This is a genomic window from Amycolatopsis ponsaeliensis (genome assembly GCF_030182635.1).
Lineage (GTDB): Bacteria > Actinomycetota > Actinomycetes > Mycobacteriales > Pseudonocardiaceae > Amycolatopsis > Amycolatopsis ponsaeliensis.
Genome location: NZ_JAPZLD010000010.1, coordinates 154,278 through 174,563, shown reverse-complemented (window position 1 = coordinate 174,563; position 20,286 = coordinate 154,278). Strand labels below are relative to the sequence as shown.

At 70.0% G+C, this 20,286-nt stretch carries 22 protein-coding genes; 9 read left to right on the top strand and 13 right to left on the bottom strand.

The window, feature by feature from the left end:
• Positions 1 to 31: 31 nt before the first annotated feature.
• The 3 genes from QQ657_RS17400 to QQ657_RS17390 form a co-directional block, all read right to left on the bottom strand.
• The gene (locus QQ657_RS17400; protein ID WP_284743195.1) at positions 32 to 160 is read right to left on the bottom strand and encodes a hypothetical protein; all 129 of its coding nucleotides are present in this window, start codon (positions 158 to 160) and stop codon (positions 32 to 34) included.
• A 118-nt stretch (positions 161 to 278) separates the two neighbouring features.
• Entirely contained in the window at positions 279 to 1,058 is a 780-nt protein-coding gene (locus tag QQ657_RS17395; protein WP_284743194.1) for a class I SAM-dependent methyltransferase, read from the bottom strand.
• A gap of 57 nt (positions 1,059 to 1,115) precedes the next feature.
• Positions 1,116 to 1,574 carry a nuclear transport factor 2 family protein gene (locus QQ657_RS17390; RefSeq protein ID WP_284743193.1) on the bottom strand — a complete coding sequence of 153 codons (459 nt, stop codon included), beginning with the start codon at positions 1,572 to 1,574 and terminating at the stop codon, positions 1,116 to 1,118.
• Positions 1,575 to 1,655: 81 nt separating this feature from the next.
• Between QQ657_RS17390 and QQ657_RS17385 the strand changes: the two genes are divergently transcribed.
• Positions 1,656 to 2,189, top strand: a complete 534-nt coding sequence (locus QQ657_RS17385; protein ID WP_284743192.1) for a TetR/AcrR family transcriptional regulator — start codon at positions 1,656 to 1,658, stop codon at positions 2,187 to 2,189.
• Here the strand turns inward: QQ657_RS17385 and QQ657_RS17380 are convergent.
• The 4 genes from QQ657_RS17380 to aceA form a co-directional block, all read right to left on the bottom strand.
• Positions 2,180 to 3,028: a hypothetical protein gene (locus tag QQ657_RS17380; RefSeq protein ID WP_284743191.1), complete on the bottom strand. Its 849-nt coding sequence runs from the start codon at positions 3,026 to 3,028 to the stop codon at positions 2,180 to 2,182. The genes QQ657_RS17385 and QQ657_RS17380 overlap by 10 nt on opposite strands.
• A gap of 10 nt (positions 3,029 to 3,038) precedes the next feature.
• Entirely contained in the window at positions 3,039 to 3,530 is a 492-nt protein-coding gene (locus tag QQ657_RS17375) for a SigE family RNA polymerase sigma factor (protein ID WP_284743190.1), read from the bottom strand.
• A 189-nt stretch (positions 3,531 to 3,719) separates the two neighbouring features.
• On the bottom strand, positions 3,720 to 5,327 hold the full coding sequence (gene aceB / locus QQ657_RS17370; protein ID WP_284743189.1) for a malate synthase A: 1,608 nt from the start codon (positions 5,325 to 5,327) through the stop codon (positions 3,720 to 3,722).
• 96 nt (positions 5,328 to 5,423) lie between these two features.
• On the bottom strand, positions 5,424 to 6,704 hold the full coding sequence (gene aceA / locus QQ657_RS17365) for an isocitrate lyase (protein ID WP_284743188.1): 1,281 nt from the start codon (positions 6,702 to 6,704) through the stop codon (positions 5,424 to 5,426).
• A gap of 228 nt (positions 6,705 to 6,932) precedes the next feature.
• On the opposite strand from aceA, the gene QQ657_RS17360 reads away from it, so the two are divergent.
• Positions 6,933 to 8,357, top strand: a complete 1,425-nt coding sequence (locus QQ657_RS17360; RefSeq protein ID WP_284743187.1) for a short-chain fatty acyl-CoA regulator family protein — start codon at positions 6,933 to 6,935, stop codon at positions 8,355 to 8,357.
• Here QQ657_RS17360 and QQ657_RS17355 read toward each other — a convergent pair whose 3' ends face one another.
• Both QQ657_RS17355 and QQ657_RS17350 read right to left on the bottom strand, forming a co-directional pair.
• Positions 8,358 to 9,341 (bottom strand): hypothetical protein, encoded by a 984-nt coding sequence (locus QQ657_RS17355; RefSeq protein WP_284743186.1) that lies wholly within the window; start codon positions 9,339 to 9,341, stop codon positions 8,358 to 8,360. It abuts the gene before it with no gap.
• Positions 9,338 to 9,829, bottom strand: coding sequence for a SigE family RNA polymerase sigma factor (locus QQ657_RS17350; RefSeq protein ID WP_284743185.1), 492 nt, complete (start codon positions 9,827 to 9,829; stop codon positions 9,338 to 9,340). The genes QQ657_RS17355 and QQ657_RS17350 overlap by 4 nt, the downstream gene beginning before the upstream one ends.
• 88 nt (positions 9,830 to 9,917) lie before the next feature.
• Here QQ657_RS17350 and ilvA point away from each other — a divergent pair, with 88 nt between their 5' ends.
• Both ilvA and ybiA read left to right on the top strand, forming a co-directional pair.
• The gene (ilvA, locus tag QQ657_RS17345) at positions 9,918 to 11,174 is read left to right on the top strand and encodes a threonine ammonia-lyase IlvA (protein ID WP_284743184.1); all 1,257 of its coding nucleotides are present in this window, start codon (positions 9,918 to 9,920) and stop codon (positions 11,172 to 11,174) included.
• A gap of 20 nt (positions 11,175 to 11,194) precedes the next feature.
• Positions 11,195 to 11,761: a riboflavin biosynthesis intermediates N-glycosidase gene (gene ybiA, locus QQ657_RS17340; RefSeq protein WP_284743183.1), complete on the top strand. Its 567-nt coding sequence runs from the start codon at positions 11,195 to 11,197 to the stop codon at positions 11,759 to 11,761.
• A 1-nt stretch (position 11,762) separates the two neighbouring features.
• On the opposite strand, the gene QQ657_RS17335 is transcribed toward ybiA, so the two are convergent.
• Together QQ657_RS17335 and QQ657_RS17330 are read right to left on the bottom strand one after the other, a co-directional pair.
• Positions 11,763 to 13,160, bottom strand: coding sequence for an alpha/beta fold hydrolase (locus tag QQ657_RS17335; RefSeq protein ID WP_284743182.1), 1,398 nt, complete (start codon positions 13,158 to 13,160; stop codon positions 11,763 to 11,765).
• Between the two features lie 233 nt (positions 13,161 to 13,393).
• The gene (locus QQ657_RS17330; protein ID WP_284743181.1) at positions 13,394 to 14,125 is read right to left on the bottom strand and encodes a FadR/GntR family transcriptional regulator; all 732 of its coding nucleotides are present in this window, start codon (positions 14,123 to 14,125) and stop codon (positions 13,394 to 13,396) included.
• Between the two features lie 75 nt (positions 14,126 to 14,200).
• Between QQ657_RS17330 and QQ657_RS17325 the strand changes: the two genes are divergently transcribed.
• The gene (locus tag QQ657_RS17325; RefSeq protein ID WP_284743180.1) at positions 14,201 to 15,076 is read left to right on the top strand and encodes a carbon-nitrogen hydrolase family protein; all 876 of its coding nucleotides are present in this window, start codon (positions 14,201 to 14,203) and stop codon (positions 15,074 to 15,076) included.
• Entirely contained in the window at positions 15,073 to 16,398 is a 1,326-nt protein-coding gene (locus tag QQ657_RS17320; protein WP_284743179.1) for an APC family permease, read from the top strand. The genes QQ657_RS17325 and QQ657_RS17320 overlap by 4 nt, the downstream gene beginning before the upstream one ends.
• A gap of 1 nt (position 16,399) precedes the next feature.
• Here the strand turns inward: QQ657_RS17320 and QQ657_RS17315 are convergent, their stop codons facing one another.
• Entirely contained in the window at positions 16,400 to 16,777 is a 378-nt protein-coding gene (locus QQ657_RS17315; RefSeq protein ID WP_284743178.1) for a DUF6234 family protein, read from the bottom strand.
• 44 nt (positions 16,778 to 16,821) lie between these two features.
• The gene (locus QQ657_RS17310) at positions 16,822 to 17,574 is read right to left on the bottom strand and encodes an acyltransferase (RefSeq protein WP_284743177.1); all 753 of its coding nucleotides are present in this window, start codon (positions 17,572 to 17,574) and stop codon (positions 16,822 to 16,824) included.
• Positions 17,575 to 17,626: 52 nt separating this feature from the next.
• On the opposite strand from QQ657_RS17310, the gene QQ657_RS17305 reads away from it, so the two are divergent.
• The 3 genes from QQ657_RS17305 (at position 17,627) to QQ657_RS17295 (ending at position 20,258) form a co-directional block, all read left to right on the top strand.
• Positions 17,627 to 18,589 (top strand): nucleoside hydrolase, encoded by a 963-nt coding sequence (locus QQ657_RS17305; protein WP_284743176.1) that lies wholly within the window; start codon positions 17,627 to 17,629, stop codon positions 18,587 to 18,589.
• 23 nt (positions 18,590 to 18,612) lie between these two features.
• Entirely contained in the window at positions 18,613 to 19,749 is a 1,137-nt protein-coding gene (locus tag QQ657_RS17300; protein WP_284743293.1) for a C40 family peptidase, read from the top strand.
• Positions 19,750 to 19,850: 101 nt separating this feature from the next.
• Positions 19,851 to 20,258, top strand: a complete 408-nt coding sequence (locus QQ657_RS17295; protein WP_284743175.1) for a YciI family protein — start codon at positions 19,851 to 19,853, stop codon at positions 20,256 to 20,258.
• The last annotated feature ends 28 nt before the right edge of the window (positions 20,259 to 20,286 follow it).

The window sequence follows — 20,286 nt, the reverse complement described above, 5'->3', positions numbered from 1 at the left end:
CGCAAAAGCCGAACTGTAGGTAGCGGGCCACTCAGAAACGGCAAGACCTGAGGCAGTCGGGGTGCGCCGACGCGGGTGCGGTCACCGTCACCACGGCGCCGAGCGAGAACGAAAACACGACGAAGACGGTGGCGACGGCAGCTCTCAACCTGCTGGTCATGGGGACTCCTCAGGACGACGGCGCAAGGAAGCGCCTCGCAGCGAGCATCCGCGCAGGTTCCCGGGGAAACAATAAGCGGAACACTACGGGCCGGTACCCATTCGCCTTCCGTGACCAATCAGCGGATCCCGGTCAGGATGCGCACCCGGACCCGTTCCCGCAGTGGTCCGTGCGGGACCACCGCCTCCCGGACGCTTTCGGTGAAGGCCGGCCGCGCCTCGGCCGCCGGCAGCTGCGCCGGGCTCATGGCCGAAAACACGCCACCGACGATCTCCTCGACACTCAGTGGCGCGTCATACGAGACGACCTGGGCATCGACCGCGTACCCCGCCGCCGAGAGGGCGTCCGCGTAGCGCGACTGGCTCGTCTCGTCCGTGCCGCACGTGCTGTGCAGCGGTGTCCCCAAATACGACGACACCACCTCGCGCAGCGCCACTGACCACGCCGCCTCCTGCAGCCACAACGGCTCGCCGTTGGTCACCACCGCGATACCGCCGCCCGGGCGCACCAGCGGACGTACCGCCTCGAAGAGCCGAGCGTGGTCCATCCAGTGCAATGCCTGCGCCACCGTCACCGCGCCCAGCCGGCCCGCGCCGAGAGCCGGTGTCAGCGCGCCGACGTCGGAGTCCGCGCCCAGAAGCCAGCTCACGTTCGGCGGCGTGCTCGCCTTGCGGGCTTGGCCGAGCATCGCCGGTTCCGGGTCCATGCCCAGCACCGCGCCTACGCGGGACGCCAGGACCCGGGTGAGCTGGCCGGTCCCGCAGCCGAGGTCGAGCACGACGTCCTCGCCTGTCAGCGTGAACGCCGCAGTCAGCGTTTCCCCCACCCCGGGTGGGTAGCCGCGGCGGAACCGCTGGTAGTACTCGCTCACTTCGCCGCCGAACGCCGGTGCCGTCATGCGCCCGAGCATGCCCACGACAAGGCTCGGCCAGGGGTGGTTACGCGTGAAGCGGACTCAGAAGATCGGCAGCAGGACGCCGTGCTCGGACTCCGGGCGCGGGCCGAAGATCCGGCGATCCGACTCCCCGATCGGCACGTCGTTGATGCTCGCCTCCCGCCGGCGCATCAGGCCTTCGTCGCTGAACTCCCACAGCTCGTTGCCGTAGCTGCGGAACCACTGGCCCTCGGCGTTGCGGGACTCGTACTGGAACCGGACACCGATGCGGTTGCCTCGGAATCCCCACAGCTCCTTGCGCAAAGCGTAGTCCAGCTCGCGCTCCCACTTCGCCGTCAGGAACCTGACGATCTCCGCGCGTCCCACGACGTGCTGGTCGCGATTGCGCCACACTGAATCCTCCGTGTAGGCCAGCGAGACGCGCTCGGGGTCGCGCGTGTTCCACGCGTCCTCGGCGGCCTGGACCTTCTGGCGGGCGGTGTCCTCGTCGAACGGCGGGAACGGCGGACGCGGGGTCATGAGTCTCTCCTTCACCGGTGGAGAACGGACGTTCTCCGGTAGCGTAGAGAACGCTCATTCTCCGCACCAGAGGCAGGTGACATGACTCCCACGGAGGCGACCGACCGGCTCCTGGAAGCCGCCGAGGAGCTCTTCTACGCCCACGGCGTCCAGGCGGTCGGGATGGACGCCGTCCGCACCCGCTCGGGCGTCTCGCTCAAGCGGCTCTACCAGACCTTCCCTGCGAAGAACGACCTGGTCGAGGCCTATCTCCGGCGCCGCGACGAGCGGTGGCGGACGTCGTTGCGCGAATTCGTCCACGCCCGCGGCAACGACCCGCTCGCCGTGTTCGGCTGGCTGCGGGACTGGTTCTCCGAGCCCGGCTTCCGCGGCTGCGCGTTCGTCAACTCGTTCGGTGAGTTCGGTGAACCGGCGCCGGGCGTCGCGGCCGCGATCCGCGAGCACAAGGACCACGTCCGCGCCTACCTGCGTGGTCTAGTTCCGGACCAAGCCACCGCCGACCAACTATTCTCGCTCGTCGAGGGCGCGACCGTGCTCGCCGCGATCACCGGAGACCCGGGCGAAGCGAACACGGCCCGCGAAGCCGCGAAGGTCCTTCTGGCCGCTCAGGGGTAAAGCGTCAGCCCCGGGTCCAGCGCGACCGCCTTCAGCTGGGCGAGACTCAGCGGCGGCGGCATGTCCGGCGGGTTCTCATGCCTCTGCTTCGCGCTGTCGGCGACGTTCTCCGCCTCGATGATGATGCCCGTGCCGTCGGGTTTGGTGACATTGACCTGGTTGACGGTCGCGTCTCCGGGTCGGGTGAACGTCAGCGCGACGATCGTCTCGCCGTGCGGCCCGGCCGTCCGGTCGCACCCGCCCTGCGAGCCTTCGGGCGGAGGAGTGCACTCCGTCGCCGGCGTGGCGTTGCCGCCGAGCCGGGTGACGACCGCCCAGACGTTGCCCTTGCCCGCCTTGCCGGCCGTCGTCGCCGCGGCCGTGAAGTAGTCCTCGCCGCCGCTGCATGTGCTCCCGGAGGCCACCTTTGCGGAGAACACGTGGTAGAAGGTCAGCGGCCCGTGCTGCTTGCCCTTCGGGTACTCGCCCTGGGCGTGCGGCTGGAGCTTCGTCCCGGCCGCGACCCGCTGCTGGACGGCGGCGGTCAACACGCCGCTGAGCCGGTTCGCCGCGACGTCGGCGGTCTCCGGCGCCGGCGGCCCCGTCTGCGGCGGGAAGGGAGATATAGCGCACGGGTCGGGTGACGCCGAAGGCGAGCTCCCGGGCACCACCATCGCCGGCCCGGGTTCGCCGGGCGCGAACACGGTTGTCGCGACGACGACCACGGCCGCAACGCCCGCGCCTGCAGCCGTCCACGGCGCCACCCTCGCGCGACGGCGTTCGCGGTTCAGTAGCGCGTCGAGATCCACCGTGGACACCGGCACCGCGCCGATGGCCGCGTCGAACTGTTCCTTGCTCATGGCCCCTCCTTCAGCTCTGGCTCGCGGCGACGAGCGCGCGCAGCGAGTCGAGCCCGCGCGCGGTCTGGCTCTTCACGGTTCCCGGCGAACACTCGAGGATCTCGGCGGTCTCCTCGACGGAAAGGTCGCAGTAGTAGCGCAGCACCACCGCGGCCCGGCGCCGCGGCGGCAGCGCGTCGAGCAGCGCGAGGAGACCGAGTCGCTCGACGACGTCGTCGCCGGGCGGCACGGCGGGCTCCGGCAGCGTCTCCGCCGGTTCCTCGCGCCGCCACGCCCGGGCCTTCTCGTCGAGCCACGTCCGCACGAGGATCCGGCGCACGTAGGCGTCGACGTGGTCCATCCGCCGAGCCCGCGGCCAGTGCCGGTACAGCTTGCCGATGGTGATCGACACCAGGTCGTCGGCGAGGTGCCAGTCCCTGCACAGCAGGTAGGCCGTCCGGCGCAGGACGTCCATCCTCGCCGTGACGTAGTCGCGGAATCCCGCCTCTTCCGGCCGTCTCACGTGGTCCTCCTCGTCGCCCTCACACCGTCTCAAACGGGGTCGGCGGGCGCCGGGGTTGCTCGGAGAACGACAAAAACGAAACTGGTCCGGCGACGGGGAGCCACCGTCGCCGGACCAGTTCCGGACCACACCATCCCAATCAGTGTGGATCCGGTTGCCCCTCGTCAGGTAGGGGCAACCGGGGCCCTGCTACCGGGCGTCTGTGAGGTAACGCGCGTAGGCGCCCGTGGTGAGGAAGCTCGGCAGCTTTTCGCCCAGTGCGGTTTCGGTGAAGATCTCGTACGCGTCGTCGAGGCGGTTGCGGGTACCCAGCTCCGCGCGCACCGTCGCGAGCTCCTCGTCCAGGTATTCGACCGCCAGCTCGCGGGTCAGCGCCGTGCCGTCCTCGAGCTTCGTGCCGTTGCGGATCCACTGCCAGACCTGGCAGCGCGCGATCTCGGCGGTGGCCGCGTCCTCCATCAGGTTGTGGATCGCCGCCGCGCCGGTGCCGCGCAGCCACGCGTCGACGTAGCGCAGCGCGACGTTGATGTTCGCGCGCACGCCCGCTTCGGTGACTTCGCCGCCGGCGCTGGCCACGTCGAGCAGGTCCTCGGCGGTGACGTGGACGTCGTCGCGCAGCTTGCCGAGCTGGTTGGGCCAGCCGCCGAGCACGCTGTCGAAGACCTCGCGGCAGATCGGAACCAGGCCCGGGTGGGCGACCCAGGAGCCGTCGAAACCGTCGCCGGCCTCGCGTTCCTTGTCGGCGCGGACCTTCTCGGCCGCGGTCGCGTTGATCTCCGGGTCCTTGCTCGGGATGAACGCGGCCATGCCGCCGATGGCGTGCGCGCCGCGCTTGTGGCAGGTGCTCACCAGCAGTTCGGTGTAGGCGCGCATGAACGGCACGGTCATCGTGACCTGCGCGCGGTCCGGCAGCACGAAGTCGGCGCCGTGCGCGGCGAAGTTCTTGATCAGGCTGAAGATGTAGTCCCAGCGCCCGGCGTTGAGACCCGCCGCGTGCTCGCGCAGCTCGTAGAGGATCTCGTCCATCTCGAACGCGGCGGTGATCGTCTCGATCAGCACGGTCGCGCGGATCGTGCCACGCGGGATGCCGAGCTCGCGCTGCGCCAGCAGGAAGACGTCGTTCCAGAGCCGCGCTTCGAGATGGTTCTCGAGCTTCGGCAGGTAGAAGTACGGGCCGACACCGCGGGCGAGCAGCTGGCGCGCGTTGTGGAAGAAGAACAGCCCGAAGTCGACCAGGCTCGCCGAGACCGGGCGGCCGTCGATGCGGATGTGCTTCTCCACCAGGTGCCAGCCCCGCGGGCGCGCGACGATCGTCGCCGGCTCGTCCCCGATCGTGTACTGCTTGCCGGCGTCGGTGGTGAAGTCGATGTTGCGACGGATCGCGTCGAAGAGGTTGAGCTGGCCGTCGATGACGTTGTGCCACGTCGGCGACGTCGCGTCCTCGAAGTCCGCCAGCCACACCTTCGCGCCGGAGTTCAGCGCGTTGACCGTCATCTTGCGGTCGGTCGGGCCGGTGATCTCGACGCGGCGGTCCTCCAGGCCGGGCGCGGTCGGGGCGACCTGCCACGACTCGTCGTCACGGATCCGGCGCGTTTCGGGCAGGAAGCCGAGCGGCTTCTCGCCGGACTGCAGTTCCTCGCGCCGCACGCGGCGGGCGTCGAGCAGCTCGCGCCGGCGTCCGGCGAACGTGTTGTCCAGCTTGGCCAGGAAGTCGAGTGCCGCCGGGGTCAGGATCTCCGCGAACCGGCCGTCGACCTCGCCGGTGACCTCGATGCGGTAGTTCAGCCGATCAACCATGGGGTGCCTCCGCGAGCTGTGGGCAGGGAAGGAAAGAAGGGAGGGACGCGGGGGGGGGGGGGGGGGGGGGGCCCCCCCCCCCCCCCGCGGCCGGGATCAGTGGAACTGGGCTTCTTCGGTGGAGCCCTTGAGCGCGGTGGTCGAGCTCTCCGGGTTCAGCGCCGTCGCGACGTTGTCGAAGTAGCCGGTGCCGACCTCGCGCTGGTGCTTGGTGGCGGTGTAGCCGCGGCTCTCCGAAGCGAACTCGCGCTCCTGCAGGTCGACGTAGGCGGTCATGCCCTCACGGGCGTAGCCGTGCGCCAGGTCGAACATCGAGTAGTTCAGCGCGTGGAAGCCGGCCAGCGTGATGAACTGGAACTTGTAGCCCATGTGGCCGAGCTCGCGCTGGAACTTCGCGATCGTCGCGTCGTCCAGGTGCTTCTTCCAGTTGAACGACGGCGAGCAGTTGTAGGCCAGCATCTGGTCCGGGAACTTCGCCTTGATGGCCTCGGCGTACTTGCGCGCCACCTCGAGGTCCGGCTCCGAGGTCTCCATCCAGAGCAAGTCGGCGTACTGGGCGTAGGCCAGGCCGCGCTCGATGCACGGCTGGATGCCGTTGGTGACCTCGTAGAAGCCCTCGGCGGTGCGGCCGCCGGTGAGGAACTGCTGGTCGCGCTCGTCGACGTCGCTGGTCAGCAGCGTCGCGGCCTGCGCGTCGGTGCGGGCGACGATCAGCGACGGCACGTTCAGCACGTCCGCGGCGAGGCGGGCGGCGTTCAGCGTGCGCTCGTGCTGCTTGGTCGGGATGAGGACCTTGCCGCCGAGGTGACCGCACTTCTTCTCGGACGCGAGCTGGTCTTCCCAGTGCACACCCGCGGCGCCGGCCGCGATCATGCCCTTCATCAGCTCGAACGCGTTGAGCGGGCCACCGAAGCCAGCTTCGGCGTCGGCGACGATCGGCGCGAACCAGTCGATGTCGGTGTTGCCCTCGGCCCAGTTGATCTGGTCGGCGCGGCCCAGTGCGTTGTTGATCCGGCGGACCACGGCCGGCACCGAGTTGGCCGGGTAGAGGCTCTGGTCCGGGTAGGTCTGGCCGGACAGGTTGGCGTCCGCCGCGACCTGCCAGCCGGACAGGTAGATGGCCTGCAGGCCCGCGCGGACCTGCTGGACGGCCTGGTTGCCGGTCAGGGCGCCGAGCGCGTGGATGTAGTCCTCGGTGTGCAGGAGGTCCCACAGCTTCTCCGCGCCGCGGCGGGCCAGCGTGTGCTCCTCGACCACGCTGCCGCGCAGCTTGACGACGTCCTCAGCCGAGTAGGAGCGCTGCACGCCCGCCCAGCGGGGGTCGTTCGCCCACTGCGCCGCCAGCTCCGCGGCCGCCTGCTTGGCCTGTTCCGTCATCGGATCTCCCGGTGTTGCGAAGTTTGCGATTGCTCGCCTTGCCTGATCCGACCCTCGCACGGCTGGGAAAATCCGGTCCAGCTGTCCAAGTTGCCAATTTGTGCGAAGGGTCCGTAGGCTCTTTGCAAAGGTTGCGAATAGCCGTTTCGCAACCGCACCGAAAATCCGCGTTCTTGACCGTTCACGTAACCGTTCAGGACCGGAAACCTTCCGGAGAGGACGGCTCGAATGGAGAAGACTTTCGCCGGAGCGAGGTTGCGTCATCTGCGCGAAAGCCGGTCGATGAGCCAGGCCGACCTCGCTCGTGTGCTGGAGATCTCACCCAGCTACCTCAACCAGATCGAGCACAACTCGCGTCCGCTGACCGTCCCCGTCTTGCTGCGGATCACGCAGGCGTTCGGGGTGGACACCGAGTTTTTCGCGAACAACGACACGTCCCGCCTGGTGGCCGACGTCAAGGAAGCGCTGCTCGACGAGTCGCTCGGCGTCGACGTCACCACCAGCGAGCTCAACGAGCTGGCGTCGAACCTGCCGGCGATCGCCCAGGCGCTGGTCAAGCTGCACCGCAGCTACCGCAACGCCGTCGAGAACACCGCCGCGCTCACCATGGAAAACGGCCTGGGCCTGCACGGCAGCGCGGCGTCAGCCTTGCCGCACGAGGAGGTCCGCGACTTCTTCTACGAGCGCGAGAACTATGTAGCCGAGCTCGACGAGCGCGCCGAGAAGATGGCGGCCGACATCCCGCTGCAGCGCGGTCAGGTGCTCGGCGCGCTGAAGGAACGGCTTTGGCAGCGTTACGGCGTCGAAGTGACCAACGACGGGATCGACGAATCCGCCGGTCAGCAGCACCGCTACGAGCCGGTGACGCGCGTGCTGCGCCTGGCTCCGAGCCTGCGGGTCGGGCAGCAGGCGTTTCGCATGGCTTCGCAGATCGCGCTGCTCGAGTACGACGACCTGATCACCGAGCTGGCCGACTCGTGGGCGTTCTCCGGGCCGGCCGCGCGCTCGCTGGCGCGGGTCGGCCTGGCGAACTACTTCGCGGGAGCGCTGATCCTCCCGTATGGACCGTTCCTGGCCGCGGCCGAGCGGTTCCGCTACGACATCGAGCGGCTGTGCGACCACTACGGCGTCGGCTTCGAGACCGTGTGCCACCGGCTGTCCACTTTGCAACGTCCCAAGCAGCGCGGGGTGCCGTTCTCCTTCGTGCGGGTGGACCGGGCAGGGAACATGTCCAAGCGGCAGTCCGCGGCCGGCTTCCACTTCTCCCGGGTGGGTGGCGCGTGTCCCCTGTGGAACATCTACGAGGCGTTCACCCAGCCGGGGAAGATCCTCACCCAGATCGCGACCCTGCCCGACGGGAAGAGCTACTTCTGGATCGCGCGCACGGTGTCCCGCAACATCGGCGGTTACGGCAGTCCCGGAAAGACGTTCACCGTGGGCCTGGGCTGCGAACTGCGGCACGCCGGGCGGCTCGTCTATTCGACCGGCCTCGATCTGGACGAGCCCGCCGCGGCGACGCCGATCGGGATGGGCTGCAAAGTCTGCGAACGGCCGGCCTGCTCGCAGCGCGCGTTCCCGACGATCGGCAAGCAGCTCACCGTCGACGAGAACACCAGCACCTTCGTCCCCTACCCGGCGGTGCCCAAGGGCTGATCACCCGATCACGTGCGTGGTCCACTTCGACTCGTCCGGGCCGAGCAGCGTGATGCGGTCGAGCAGGGTCTGGCTGTCGACGCCCGCGGCCTGCGGGTGGTCGATCGCGACGCACGCCTTGAGCCCGTTCTTCGTCGTGCAGACCGGCTTGCCGAGGCCGTCCGCCTGACCGCCCGGAAGCGAGACCGTGATCGTCGCCAGCGCGCCGTTCGACGAGTACTGCAGCACCGCCCGCCACGGGACGCCATCGCTGTCGGGGCGGCGCCACAGGGAGATGTCGGCGACCCGGAAGGTCCCCGGCAGACTGTCGATGTGCAGCGGCAGCGGCACCGCCCGGTTCGCGAACGTCACCTCCCCGGCGACCCGCAGCAAGACCTGCTGCAGGTCGGGAAGGGCGAGGTAGTAGGCGTTCAGCTCGGCCCAGCGGCCGTCCGCGGTCGGCCAGCGCAGGTAGCTGTTGCCCTGGTTCAGTGGGTCCCCCGCATCGGTCGTGACCCAGTAACCGTCGCGGTCACCGACCCGGACCGGAACGCGCACCGCCCGCCCGCCCATGTCGTGCCTGCGGTCCAATGGCGGTTCCTGGTCGTACACCGCGAGCCAGATCATCGGCGGCAGGTCGCCGCGGCCGATGGCCAGCGCGTAGTCGCCGTGGCCGCCGCGGCCGTACTCGATGCCCGTGATCGGCTCGGGCAGCCAGCCGAAGCTCGCCTTCGTCGCCAGCGGGTCGTCGGTGGGCGCCGGGGCGAGAGGCGCGGGCTTGGGCAGGACGGCCGCCGGCGCGGGCGGTGGCGTGGGCCGGAACACCGACACGGCCGTCAGGCCCGCGGCCGTCACCACCGCGGCGCAGCCGATGACCAGCGCCGTGGTCCGCGCGCGACGACGGCGTCCCCCGATCCGGCGCGCGCGGTCGACGTCGATCCGGGGCGGCGGCGCGGGCCGGTCGGCCAGTTCCTTCAGCATCGTGGACAGCTCGGTGTCGGTCATGCTCGTCCCTCCGCAATCGGCTCGCCCAGCAGCTCGCGGAGCGTCTCCACGGCCTTCGCGGTCTGGCTCTTGACAGTGCCTTCGGAGCATCCGAGGGCCCGGGCGGTTTCGGCGACCGGCAGGTCGCCGAAGTAGCGCAGGACGACAGTCGCCCGCTGGCGCGCGGGCAGCCGGTCCAGCGCGGCCCGCAGGTCGAGCGCCGAGTCGACGTCCGGGCCGGGCGCCGGGGGCGGGTCGTGGTCGATTCCGCGCAAATCCACCCGCCGCCACCACGACTGCCGCTGCTCCGCGAGGAACGTGTTGACCAGCGTCCGGCGGGCGTACCCGTCCAGGTTGTCCGCTCGGGCGGCCCGCGACCAGTTCGCGTAGAGCCGGGTGATCGCCGTCTGGACCAGGTCGTCCGCCCGGTGCCAGTCGCCGCAGAGCAGGTACGCGACCTTGCGCAGCCAGCCCGCCCGAGCCGTCACGTACTCGGTGAAGTCGTTCACCGGCGCCCCCTGTCCTGTTCGTCACCCCTTTGATGCGCCCGGAGGCCCGGGCGGTTGCCCGGGACGCCCGAGTCGTAGATTCAACGAGGTGCATGACATCGACACGGTGACCGCGGCGACCATCGAAAAGGCCGCCGAGCGGCTGGCCGGGGTGGTGACCCGCACGCCGCTGGAGCCGAGCGCGCGGCTGTCGTCCCGGGTGAACGCCCAGGTCTGGGTGAAACGCGAAGACCTGCAGACCGTCCGGTCGTACAAGATCCGCGGCGCCTACAACTTCATTGTCCAGCTCGAAGAGGACGTACGCGCGCTCGGTGTCGTCTGCGCCAGCGCCGGCAACCACGCCCAGGGCGTCGCGTACGCGTGCCGCCGGCTCGGCGCGAACGGCCGCGTGTACGTCCCGGGCACCACGCCGCGGCAGAAGCGCGAACGCATCGCGACACTCGGCGGCGCGCACATCGAGGTCATCGTCGTCGGCGAAACGTACGAAGACGCCTTCGCCGCGGCCAACGAGGACGCGCAGCGCACCGGTGCGACGCTCGTGCCGGCGTTCGACGACGTCCGCACCGTCGCAGGCCAGGGCACGGTCGCTTTGGAGGTCATCGAGCAGCTCGGCTTCGTGCCGGACGTCGTGATCGTCCCGGTCGGCGGTGGCGGGCTGCTCGCCGGCGTCGGCAGCTGGCTGCGGGAACGGCACCCGGACGTGCGCGTCGTCGGCGTCGAGCCTGCGGGGGCGGCGTGCATGGCGGCCGCCCTTTCCGCCGGGGAGCCGGTGCGGCTGCGGGAGCTCGACTCGTTCGTCGACGGCGCCGCCGTGCGCATCGCCGGCAACGTCACCTACCCCTTGATCCGCGAGAGCGGCGCCGAGCTGACCTCGGTCGCCGAGGGCGCCATCTGTACAGAGATGCTGGCGATGTACCAGTCGGACGGGATCATCGCCGAGCCCGCGGGCGCGCTGGCGGCGGCCTCGCTCGGCTCGGTGGTCCAGGTGGAGCCCGGGCAGACCGTCGTTATCGTGGTCTCCGGCGGCAACAACGACGTCAGCCGCTACAGCGAGATCCTCGAACGCTCGCTGATGCACGAAGGGCTGAAGCACTACTTCCTCGTCGGGTTCCCGCAGGAGCCGGGCGCGCTGCGGCGGTTCCTCGAGCAGGTGCTCGGACCCGAGGACGACATCACCCGCTTCGAGTACGTCAAGCGCACCAACCGCGAGATGGGCCCGGCGCTGGTCGGCGTGGAAATCGCCCGGTCGTCCGACCTCCCGGGCCTGCTGGCGCGGATGGACGCGAGCCCGCTACAGGTGGAACGGATCGAGCCCGGCAGCCCCCTGTTCCACTTCCTGCTCTGAGGGCGTGGTCCACTAGGCGGATGGTGAAGGTCGACGGGGTCCGCAGTGTCGAGGCGTTGCGCGAAAAGGTCCACGAGGGTGCGGAGCCCGAATACCTGCTGTTCTACGGGCACACGCCCACGAAGTCCGGGCGGGTGACGGCGAGCTGCCTGAGCCAGTGGTGGGCCGACCCGTTCGAGGCCGACGGCGTCGTCTACCCGACCGCCGAGCACTACATGATGGCCGGCAAGGCTTCGCTGTTCGGTGACCACGAAAAGGCCGCGCTGATCCGGGAGACGCCCGAGGCGAAGGCGGCGAAGGTGCTCGGCCGCGAGGTGACCGGGTTCGACGCCGCCACCTGGGAGCGGCACCGGTTCGACATCGTCGTCGACGGCAACCTGGCCAAGTTCCGGGCCCACCGCGACCTGCGCCGGTTCCTGCTCGGGACCGGCGAGGCAGTGCTCGTCGAGGCGTCGAAGAAGGACCTCGTGTGGGGCACCGGCCTCGCACGCGAGGAGAAGAACGCGGCCAAGCCAGATTACTGGCGCGGGCTGAACCTGCTCGGCTTCGCGCTGATGGAGGTCCGCGAGCAGCTGCGGGCCCGCTGATTCACGGCTTGGGCGTCGGTGCGCCCGGGCACGACTTGGACGTCGTCTGACCTGTGTCGAATAAAGCGACGGCGGCGTCGGCGCACGGCAGTGCGGACAGCGAGCCGTGGGCGTCGTCCTCGACGGTCATCAGCGCGCCGCCGATCTTCCGCTGCATCTCGAGCGCCCAGCCGATGGGCGTGACCGGCTCGTAGGCGTGGCCAACGAGCTGCAGTGGGCTTTGTCCTTTCGCGAACGACCACGGCCGCGCGTCCAGCGGCCAGCCGACGCAGAGCTGTTCGTAGAGGCCATAGCCACCCGCGACCGGCAGGCGCTTCATGCGGTCGACGCGGTGCTGCCAGACGGTGTCGAAGTCGCGCGGGCTCGGCGACTCGTTGCAGAGCAGGGCCGTCTGCTGGAAGTGGTTGAACGCCTGCGCCTCGCCGTCCCAGCCGAATCCCGTGGTCATCTTTTCGGCAACGGGCGCGCCGCCGTCCCGGATGGCCGCGAGCTGCGTCGCCAAGCCGGCCCACTCGCGGCGCGGGTTGGCGAGCATGCCGTTCACGGTCGCGCCGAACTTCGCCCGCAGGTCGAGGAGGACCTTCGCGACTACGGGCTCGGTGGTCCCGAAGTGATAGACGGTGTCGTAGCGGGCGATCCACGACGCGAACTCGTGGAAGGTGTTCTCCCCGGCGGTCGCCTGGGCGTCGTCCATTTCGGTGACATTCAGGTCCGGCGCCATGACGGAGTCGAGCAGCATTTTGTCGACGTGGTCGTCGAAGAGCGACCGGTACTGCGCGCCGAGCGCGGTGCCCCAGGAGACGCCGTAGTAGCCGATCTTGTCCTCGCCGAGGGCCTGCCGGATCCGGTCGAGGTCGCTGGCGATGGTCGGCGTGGTCAGGTTCCGGACGAAGGCGGGATGCGCGGCAACGCACTCGCGGTTCGCGGCGGCTGCGCGCTCCGCGGCTTCGCGGGCCTTCTCCTTGTCGGGGACGCCGGGGTCGGGCTCCGGAAAATCGACCGCGCACGGCAGGTCGGCGCTGTAGCCGACGCCCCGCGGATCGAACCCGACGAGGTCGTGGTGGACGCCGATGTCACCGGCGTGACTGTCGGCGATGCTGCGCGGCATGGTCAAGCCGGACTGACCGGGACCACCCGGATTCAGCAGGACGGCACCGGTTTTCGCGCCGGTCGCCTTGATCCGGCTCACGGCGATGTCGATTTTCGGACCATCCGGGTCGGCGTAGTCGAGTGGAACCGGGACCAGCGTGCACTCGCTGCGCTGATCGTCGGCGTCCCAGCCCTTCGCGACGGCGGAGCAGAGCTGCCAGGAGACGCCGTCCGCGGCGGCAACCGCGGGGACAGCGGGGACGAGCGCCGCGGCGACGAGCATGGGGATGGCGAACCGGGTGATCGACATGGGCCCAGGCTGCCGGGAGCGCGGTCGCGGGAGATCGGCCTATCAGCCGATGATCACCGCCGAACGGCCGGGGGTCGAGATGATGGTCGGCTTTCGGACCACCGCGGCGGGCGGGCCGCGGTCGCCGGGTCTCGCCCCTTAGTCGGGCCGAATCCGGGCCGGCCGCGACAGGTCGCCGAGCCGTGGTCGACTTCCGACCATCGCTGGGCTGAGCTGGCTCAGCCAGGCCGTCGTCAGTTTTCGGGCGCTGCCGGGTCCCCTGCGGCGAGGCCGACGAACATCGTCTGGTGCAGGCCGCGTACGTGCCTTCTCGTCACCCGGGCCGCCGCGTCCGGGTCGCCTGCCGCCAGTGCCTTCACCAAGCGCGCGTGGTCGCGGTTCGACTCGCGCAGCTTGACCATCGGGTACGGCAGGTAGAACCGGTACAGCTCGCCCAGCACCGTCTCGTAGTGGGCAACCGCCGCGGCCGGGGCTGGGGCCGCCACCGTTCGGTGGAACTCCGCGTCGAGCTCGTGGAACTCCGCCCAGCCCGTCGCCGTGTCCATCCGGGCGACCAACGTCCGCAAGCGCGGGAGGTCCGGCGATCGCTTCGCCACCAATTGGACCAAACCCGCCTCCAAGACCAGGCGGTGGTCGATCAGGTCACGGACCTCGGCCGCCGACTCGCGGTACGCGCCGACCTCGCGGACTCGCTGCGTCGGCGGATTCTCGGCCACGAGCGTTCCGCCGGCTCGGCCGCGGCGGCGTTCGATCAGGCCGTCGCCGACCAGAGACTCCAAAGCCCGCCGCACGGTGATCTCCGCGACCCCGAGCGCTCGCGCGATGTCGGCGTTCGCCGGCAGGCGCTCCCCCGGCTTCAGCAGGCCCAACTCCACGGCGAGCGCGATGCGGGCGCGGACCGTGTCCAGTGCGGACAGCCGCCGGATGCCGGTCAGTGCCGGGGCGCTCAGGTCTGCTGTCGCCATGAACCGACCGTACCGCACAAACTGCTCATCTTGAGCACTCTTGTTTAAGTGTTCAAGATGGACTATTTTTCGTCCATGCCGCGCCCCCTGCCGATCGCCCTGGTGCAAGCGCCGCCCCGAGCCGTTGGAGACGGCGGGTTCGCGGGCGAGGTCGAAGCCGTCCTCGGCCGGTTTCCGGACACGCGCCTGGCCGCCTTCCCCGAACTGCACCTCTGCGGCGTAGACGGCGAGGGTGACGAACGCACGGAGCAACTCCGCGCCGCCGCCCAACCGCTGCATGGGCCGAGGACGAAGGAACTCGCGGAACTGGCCGGCGACCTGGGGATCTGGCTCGCGCCCGGCACCGTTTGCGAAAAAGGCGACCACGGCGAGCTGTTCAACACCGCCCTCGTCTTTTCCCCGCGAGGCGAGCTGGCCGGCTGGTACCGCAAGATCTTCCCCTGGCGGCCGCACGAGCCCTACGACCCCGGCGACCGGTTCGTCGTCGCCGATCTGGCCGACGCCGGCCGCGTCGGGTTCTCCATCTGCTACGACGCCTGGTTCCCCGAAGTGACCCGGCACCTCGCCTGGATGGGCGCCGAGATCGTGCTCAACCCCGTCCAGACCACGACCCCCGACCGCGCTCAGGAACTCGTCCTGGCCCGGGCGAACGCCATCGTCAACCAGGTCTTCGTCGCCAGCGTGAACACGGCCGGGCCGTTCGGGATGGGCGACAGCTTGCTCGTCGGGCCCGAAGGTGACGTTCTCGGCGCGTTGCCGGGAACCGGCCAAGGCGTCCTCGCCCACACGATCGACCTCGACGAGGTGGCGCGCGTCCGCCGCGAGGGCACCGCGGGCACCAACCGCATGTGGGCGCAGTTCACCCCCGCCGACGCGCCCCTCGACCTGCCGCTCTACCAGGGCCGGATCGACCCGGACCGCTGGCGTCCACGAGAAGGAGACGACCGATGACCTCCACGGCCGCGGCCCCGGCCGCCCTGCAGCGCCGGCTCGGCCTGCCCGGTGTCGTCCTGTTCGGGCTCGCCTACATGGCTCCGCTGATCGTGCTCGGCACCTTCGGCATCGTCGCGACGACGACCGACGGCACCGTGCCCTCGGCGTACCTGCTCGCCCTGGTCGCCATGCTGTTCACCGCGGCGAGCTACGGGAAGATGGCCGCGACCCACCCCGTCGCCGGCTCGGCCTACACCTATGTCCGGAAAGCGGTCGACGCGCGCGCCGGGTTCCTCGTCGGCTGGGCTGTGCTGCTCGACTACTTCTTCCTGCCGATGGTGATCTGGCTGATCGGCGGCGCCTACCTCTCGGCCGAGTTCCCGTCCGTGCCCAATTGGCTCTGGTTGATCACTTTTATCCTGCTGACGACCATCCTCAACGTCCTGGGCATCAAGATCGCCGAGAAGGCGAACTTCGTCCTCATGGCGTTCCAGATCTTGGTGATCGGCTTCTTCGTCGTTCTTTCGGTCAAGCAGGTCCTGCACGTCGGCGGCTCATTGGCCAGCACGCGGCCGTTCTTCCACCCGGGCAGCACGCTGGGCACGATCTCCGGCGGCGCCGCGCTCGCGACGTACTCGTTCCTCGGCTTCGACGCCGTGACGACGTTGACCGAGGAGACGACCGAGCCGCGCCGGACGATCCCTCGCGCCATCCTGCTGACCGCACTGATCGGCGGCGGCATTTTCATCGTGCTCGCCTACTTCACCCAGCTCGCGCACCCGGGCAGCACGTTCACCGACGAGTCGTCCGCCGCGTTCGAAATCGCGACGACCATCGGCGGCAACCTCTTCGCGTCGTTCTTCCTCGCCGGACTGGTCGTGGCGCAGTTCGCGTCGGGGATCGCCGCCCAGGCGAGCGCGTCTCGGCTGATGTTCGCCATGGGCCGCGACGGCGTCCTACCGCGGATCTTCGGCAAGCTCCAGCCGCGGTTCGCGACGCCCGTGTTCGGCATCGTGCTGACCGGGCTCGTCGGGCTGGTCGCGCTGACGCTCGACGTCAGCACGTCGACGTCGTTCATCAACTTCGGGGCGTTCACAGCGTTCACGTTCGTCAACGTCAGCGTCCTGGCGACTTGGCTGCGCGACCGGGCCGGGAAACGCGTGCTGACCTGGGTGGTCTTCCCCGTGATCGGGGCCGTGGTCGATTTGTGGCTGCTGGTCAACCTGGACGGCATCGCGCTGGTGTTCGGCCTGGTCTGGCTGGCGATCGGCGTCGTCGCCCTGGCGGCGATCACCCGCGGTTTCCGGCGGCCGCCTCCGGAGATGACGTTCGAGGAGTAAGTCAGTCGCCCGGGCACTCGTTGCCGCCGCCGCTGCGCTCGACGCAGTGGCGCGGCTCCGGCGGAGGCGGCGGAGCGTGCCGGACCTGGTCGACCCTGGCCATCGCGGCGACCGCGACGGCCAGGACCAGGCAGATCCCGAAGAACCACGTCCACCCACGGCGTCGCCCGAGAGCCGCCAAGACGACGCCGATCAGCGGCAGTCCCGCGCCGAGCCAGGCCGCCCAGGTCAGGTAGCCGTCACCCGCGTGACTGCTCGTGCCGAACACCGGGAAGCTCGCCAGGAAGCCCTGCAAGAACAAGAACGGGACGACGAGCAGCAGGCCCGCGGCGCACAGCGCCAGCGCGAGTGAGGACCACACGGTCCGGAGTTCCCCCACGTGGCCATTATGTCCGGGTGGACGACCACGACACTTGAGTAGATCTACTGCTCGAGGGTCTTCTGCAGCGCCTTGTTGGCCTTCCGCGCCATGTCGGCGACAGCCTCACGGCGAGCCGTGTCGGCCGCGTAGTCCTCTTCGCGGTTACGCACCACGCGGGCCGGCGTGCCGACCGCGATCGAGTAGTCGGGAATGTCGCCACGCACGACGGAGTGCGCGCCCAGCACCGAGCCGCGGCCGATGCGGGTGCCCTTCAGGACGCTGACCTTCGTGCCGAGCCACGTGTCCGGCCCGATGCGCACCGGCGACTTCACGATGCCCTGGTCCTTGATCGGCACATGGATGTCGGCGGTGACGTGGTCGAAGTCACAGATGTACACCCAGTCGGCGACCAGCGTGGCCGCGCCGAGCTCGATGTCGAGGTAGCAGTTGATGACGTTCTGGCGGCCGAACACGGACTTGTCGCCGATCCGCAGCGAACCCTCGTGGCAGCGGATCGCGTTGCCGTCGCCGATGTGCACCCAGCGGCCGATCTCCAGCCGCCCGTAGCCCGGCCGGCAGTGGATCTCGACGTCCTTCCCGAGGAAGAGCATCCCGCGCAGGATGATGTGCGGGTTGGCGACCCGGAACTTGAGCAGCCGGTAGTACCGGACGAGGTACCAGGGCGTGTACGCGCGGTTGCGCAGCACCCAGCGCAGCGAGTCGGCGGTCAGGAACTTCGCCTGCCGCGGGTCGCGCCGCGCGCGCCGCCAGGCCCGCACCCGCGACAGCGCGGGCGCACCCCACATCGACGTCATGCCCGTGACCGTAACCTGTGTACGGGACGGGTTCACAGGCAAGGGGAGCTGGATGGGCACGAGGCTGATCATCGACACCGACCCGGGCGTCGACGACGCGCTGGCGATCGCGCTGGCGGCGCTGTCCCCGGACGTCGAACTGCTGGGCGTGACGTCGGTGTTCGGCAACGTGCCGCTGGATCGCACGACCTCGAACGCGCGCCGGCTGCTGGAGCTCTTCGGCCGCACCGACGTGCCGGTCGCCGCCGGAGCCTCCCGGCCGCTGGTCTATTCGAAGCCGCGTGACGCCAAAGAGGTCCACGGCGGCGACGGCCTGTCGGGCCACTCCTCCACACTGCCCGAGGCGAGCCGTCCCCTCGATGAGCGCGACGCCGTCCGCCTGATGCTGGACCTGCTCGAAGCCTCCGACGAGCCCGTGACCATCGCGCCGATCGGGCCACTGACGAACATCGCCGCGCTGCTGGCGGCCCACCCGGGCGCGGCGGCGAAGATCGCGCGGCTCGTGATCATGGGCGGCGGGGTGACGTTCGGCAACAGCACTACCGCCGCCGAGTTCAACATCTGGAGCGACCCCGAAGCGGCCCGCCGCGTGCTGGTCGAGGAGGACGTCCCGGTCGTGCTCGTGCCGCTCGACCTCACGCACCGGTGCGCCGTCGACGCCGAATGGCTGGCGAAGCTCGCGTCGTCGGGGCCGGTCGGCGCCACCCTCGAAGGCCTCACCTCCACCTATCGGCAGCACTACACGCGCGTGTTCGGCGAGGACCGCATGGTCATGCACGACGCCGTCGCGGTCGCGGAGGCGATTTCGCCAGGAATCCTGCACACCGAGACCTACCGCGTCGACGTCGACTGCGGGCTGGGCCCGGCACGCGGGCAGACGCTCGTCGACCGGCGAAGGCTCGGCGAAGACGATCCGCAGTTCAGTCCCGGCCGCTCGATCGAGGTCGCGATGGACACCGACCTCGACGGCCTGCGCGGTTTCGTCCTCGACCGGCTGACCGGAGCCGCGCGGTGAGCGACGAGCCGGAGATCGTGCCGATCGAAGAGCCCGAGGTCGCGCCGGAGGAGAAGCCCGAGCCCCGTCGCCGGAAGGCCGCCGTCGTGGTGGCCGCGGTGGTCGTGGTCGCCGCCGCGCTCGTCGTCGGCGTCGAGTTCGCGCCCAAGCAGCAGGAGACCACGAACGCCGCCGCGACGGTCACGCAGTCGGCCTCTGTCCCGAAAACGACCACGCCCCCGCAGACGTCCGCGCCGCCGAAGGTGCCCGAAGCGAGCGAGTTCGACGCCTGGGCGTCCAAGACCAGCCAGTGGCTCGACGTCCCGCTGCGCGCGATGGTCGGCTACGCGAAGGCGACGACGAAGCTCGGCAAGGACGTCCCCGGCTGCCACCTGTCCTGGGTGACGCTGGCCGCGGTCGGAAAAGTGACCACGGACCACGGCCGCGCGCAGGGCGGGCAGCTCGGCACCACCGGCGTGCTGGACAAGCCGCTCGGCACGATCGAGGTGCGCGACTTCTACAACAAGGTCGTCTCGACGGCGAACGCCGCCGGACCGATGCAGGTCTCCCCCGCGATCTGGGCGAAGTACCAGGCGAGCTACACGGGCGGGAAGCCCGATGTCCAGAATATCGACGACGCCGCGCTGACCACCGGCCGCGCGCTGTGCGACGGCGGCACCGACCTCTCGCAGGGCCAGCCGTGGTGGGACTCGGTCGCGAAGCTGCAGTCGGCGCCGCTGCTGCTGCACCGGACGCTGGCCACGGTCAACGTCTACGGCACGGTCGGCCAGGGCTCGGCGGCGCCGAACCCGGCGGTGCTGAGCGCGGTGAACTTCGCCATCGACAAGATCGGCCTCCCCTACATCTGGGGCGGCAACGGCACCGGCGGCAGCGACCCGGGCTTCGACTGCTCCGGCCTGACGACGGCGGCGTACGGGAGCGCCGGCGTCAAGCTGATGCGCACGGCCGACACGCAGTTCCGGAGCGTCCCGCACGTGACCGATCCACAGCTGGGCGACCTGATCTTCTACGGCGAGCCGGCGACGAAGATCCACCACGTCGGGCTCTACATCGGCAACCAGCAGATGATCGACGCGCCGCAGACCGGCCAGGCGGTGCAGGTGCACTCCTACCGCAAGGACGGCGACGACTTCGCCGGAGCCGGCCGCCCGACGGCCTGACTGAAATCTTTCAGGCCGGCGATGTCGAGAACGCGCTATCGGCTGCGTCCCCGGGTCGGACGCGGCCAAGATGGGCCGCACCCGTACCGAGGAGAACGACCATGGCCAAGTACCTGCTGCTGAAGCACTACCGAGGCGCCCCGGCTTCCGTCAACGACGTGCCCATGGACCAGTGGACGCCGGAAGAGATCACGGCCCACGTGCAGTACATGCAGGATTTCGGGGCCCGGCTCGAGGAGACCGGCGAGTTCGTCGAGCACCAGGCGCTCACCCCCGAGGGGACGTTCGTCCGGTTCGACGGCGAGGGGCGGCCGCCGGTGACCGACGGCCCGTTCGCCGAGACGAAGGACCTCATCGCCGGCTGGACGATCATCGACGTCGACAGCTACGAGCGTGCCCTCGAGCTGGCCGCAGAGCTGTCGGCCGCCCCCGGCGCGGGCGGGAAGCCGGTCGCGGAGTGGCTCGAGCTGCGTCCGTTCTACGGGAACTCGATCACCATCACGGAGTGACCCGTGTCACATCTGTGCGTTGTCGAGA

Excerpts from the sequence above, each read along its gene's own strand:
- QQ657_RS17400 (WP_284743195.1), bottom strand. The coding sequence starts at position 160 with ATGACCAGCAGGTTGAGAGCTGCCGTCGCCACCGTCTTCGTCGTGTTT.
- QQ657_RS17395 (WP_284743194.1), bottom strand. The coding sequence starts at position 1,058 with ATGACGGCACCGGCGTTCGGCGGCGAAGTGAGCGAGTACTACCAGCGG.
- QQ657_RS17390 (WP_284743193.1), bottom strand. The coding sequence starts at position 1,574 with ATGACCCCGCGTCCGCCGTTCCCGCCGTTCGACGAGGACACCGCCCGC.
- QQ657_RS17385 (WP_284743192.1), top strand. The coding sequence starts at position 1,656 with ATGACTCCCACGGAGGCGACCGACCGGCTCCTGGAAGCCGCCGAGGAG.
- QQ657_RS17380 (WP_284743191.1), bottom strand. The coding sequence starts at position 3,028 with ATGAGCAAGGAACAGTTCGACGCGGCCATCGGCGCGGTGCCGGTGTCC.
- aceB (WP_284743189.1), bottom strand. The coding sequence starts at position 5,327 with ATGGTTGATCGGCTGAACTACCGCATCGAGGTCACCGGCGAGGTCGAC.
- aceA (WP_284743188.1), bottom strand. The coding sequence starts at position 6,704 with ATGACGGAACAGGCCAAGCAGGCGGCCGCGGAGCTGGCGGCGCAGTGG.
- QQ657_RS17360 (WP_284743187.1), top strand. The coding sequence starts at position 6,933 with ATGGAGAAGACTTTCGCCGGAGCGAGGTTGCGTCATCTGCGCGAAAGC.
- QQ657_RS17355 (WP_284743186.1), bottom strand. The coding sequence starts at position 9,341 with ATGACCGACACCGAGCTGTCCACGATGCTGAAGGAACTGGCCGACCGG.
- ybiA (WP_284743183.1), top strand. The coding sequence starts at position 11,195 with ATGGTGAAGGTCGACGGGGTCCGCAGTGTCGAGGCGTTGCGCGAAAAG.
- QQ657_RS17335 (WP_284743182.1), bottom strand. The coding sequence starts at position 13,160 with ATGTCGATCACCCGGTTCGCCATCCCCATGCTCGTCGCCGCGGCGCTC.
- QQ657_RS17330 (WP_284743181.1), bottom strand. The coding sequence starts at position 14,125 with ATGGCGACAGCAGACCTGAGCGCCCCGGCACTGACCGGCATCCGGCGG.
- QQ657_RS17325 (WP_284743180.1), top strand. The coding sequence starts at position 14,201 with ATGCCGCGCCCCCTGCCGATCGCCCTGGTGCAAGCGCCGCCCCGAGCC.
- QQ657_RS17320 (WP_284743179.1), top strand. The coding sequence starts at position 15,073 with ATGACCTCCACGGCCGCGGCCCCGGCCGCCCTGCAGCGCCGGCTCGGC.
- QQ657_RS17310 (WP_284743177.1), bottom strand. The coding sequence starts at position 17,574 with ATGACGTCGATGTGGGGTGCGCCCGCGCTGTCGCGGGTGCGGGCCTGG.
- QQ657_RS17305 (WP_284743176.1), top strand. The coding sequence starts at position 17,627 with ATGGGCACGAGGCTGATCATCGACACCGACCCGGGCGTCGACGACGCG.
- QQ657_RS17295 (WP_284743175.1), top strand. The coding sequence starts at position 19,851 with ATGGCCAAGTACCTGCTGCTGAAGCACTACCGAGGCGCCCCGGCTTCC.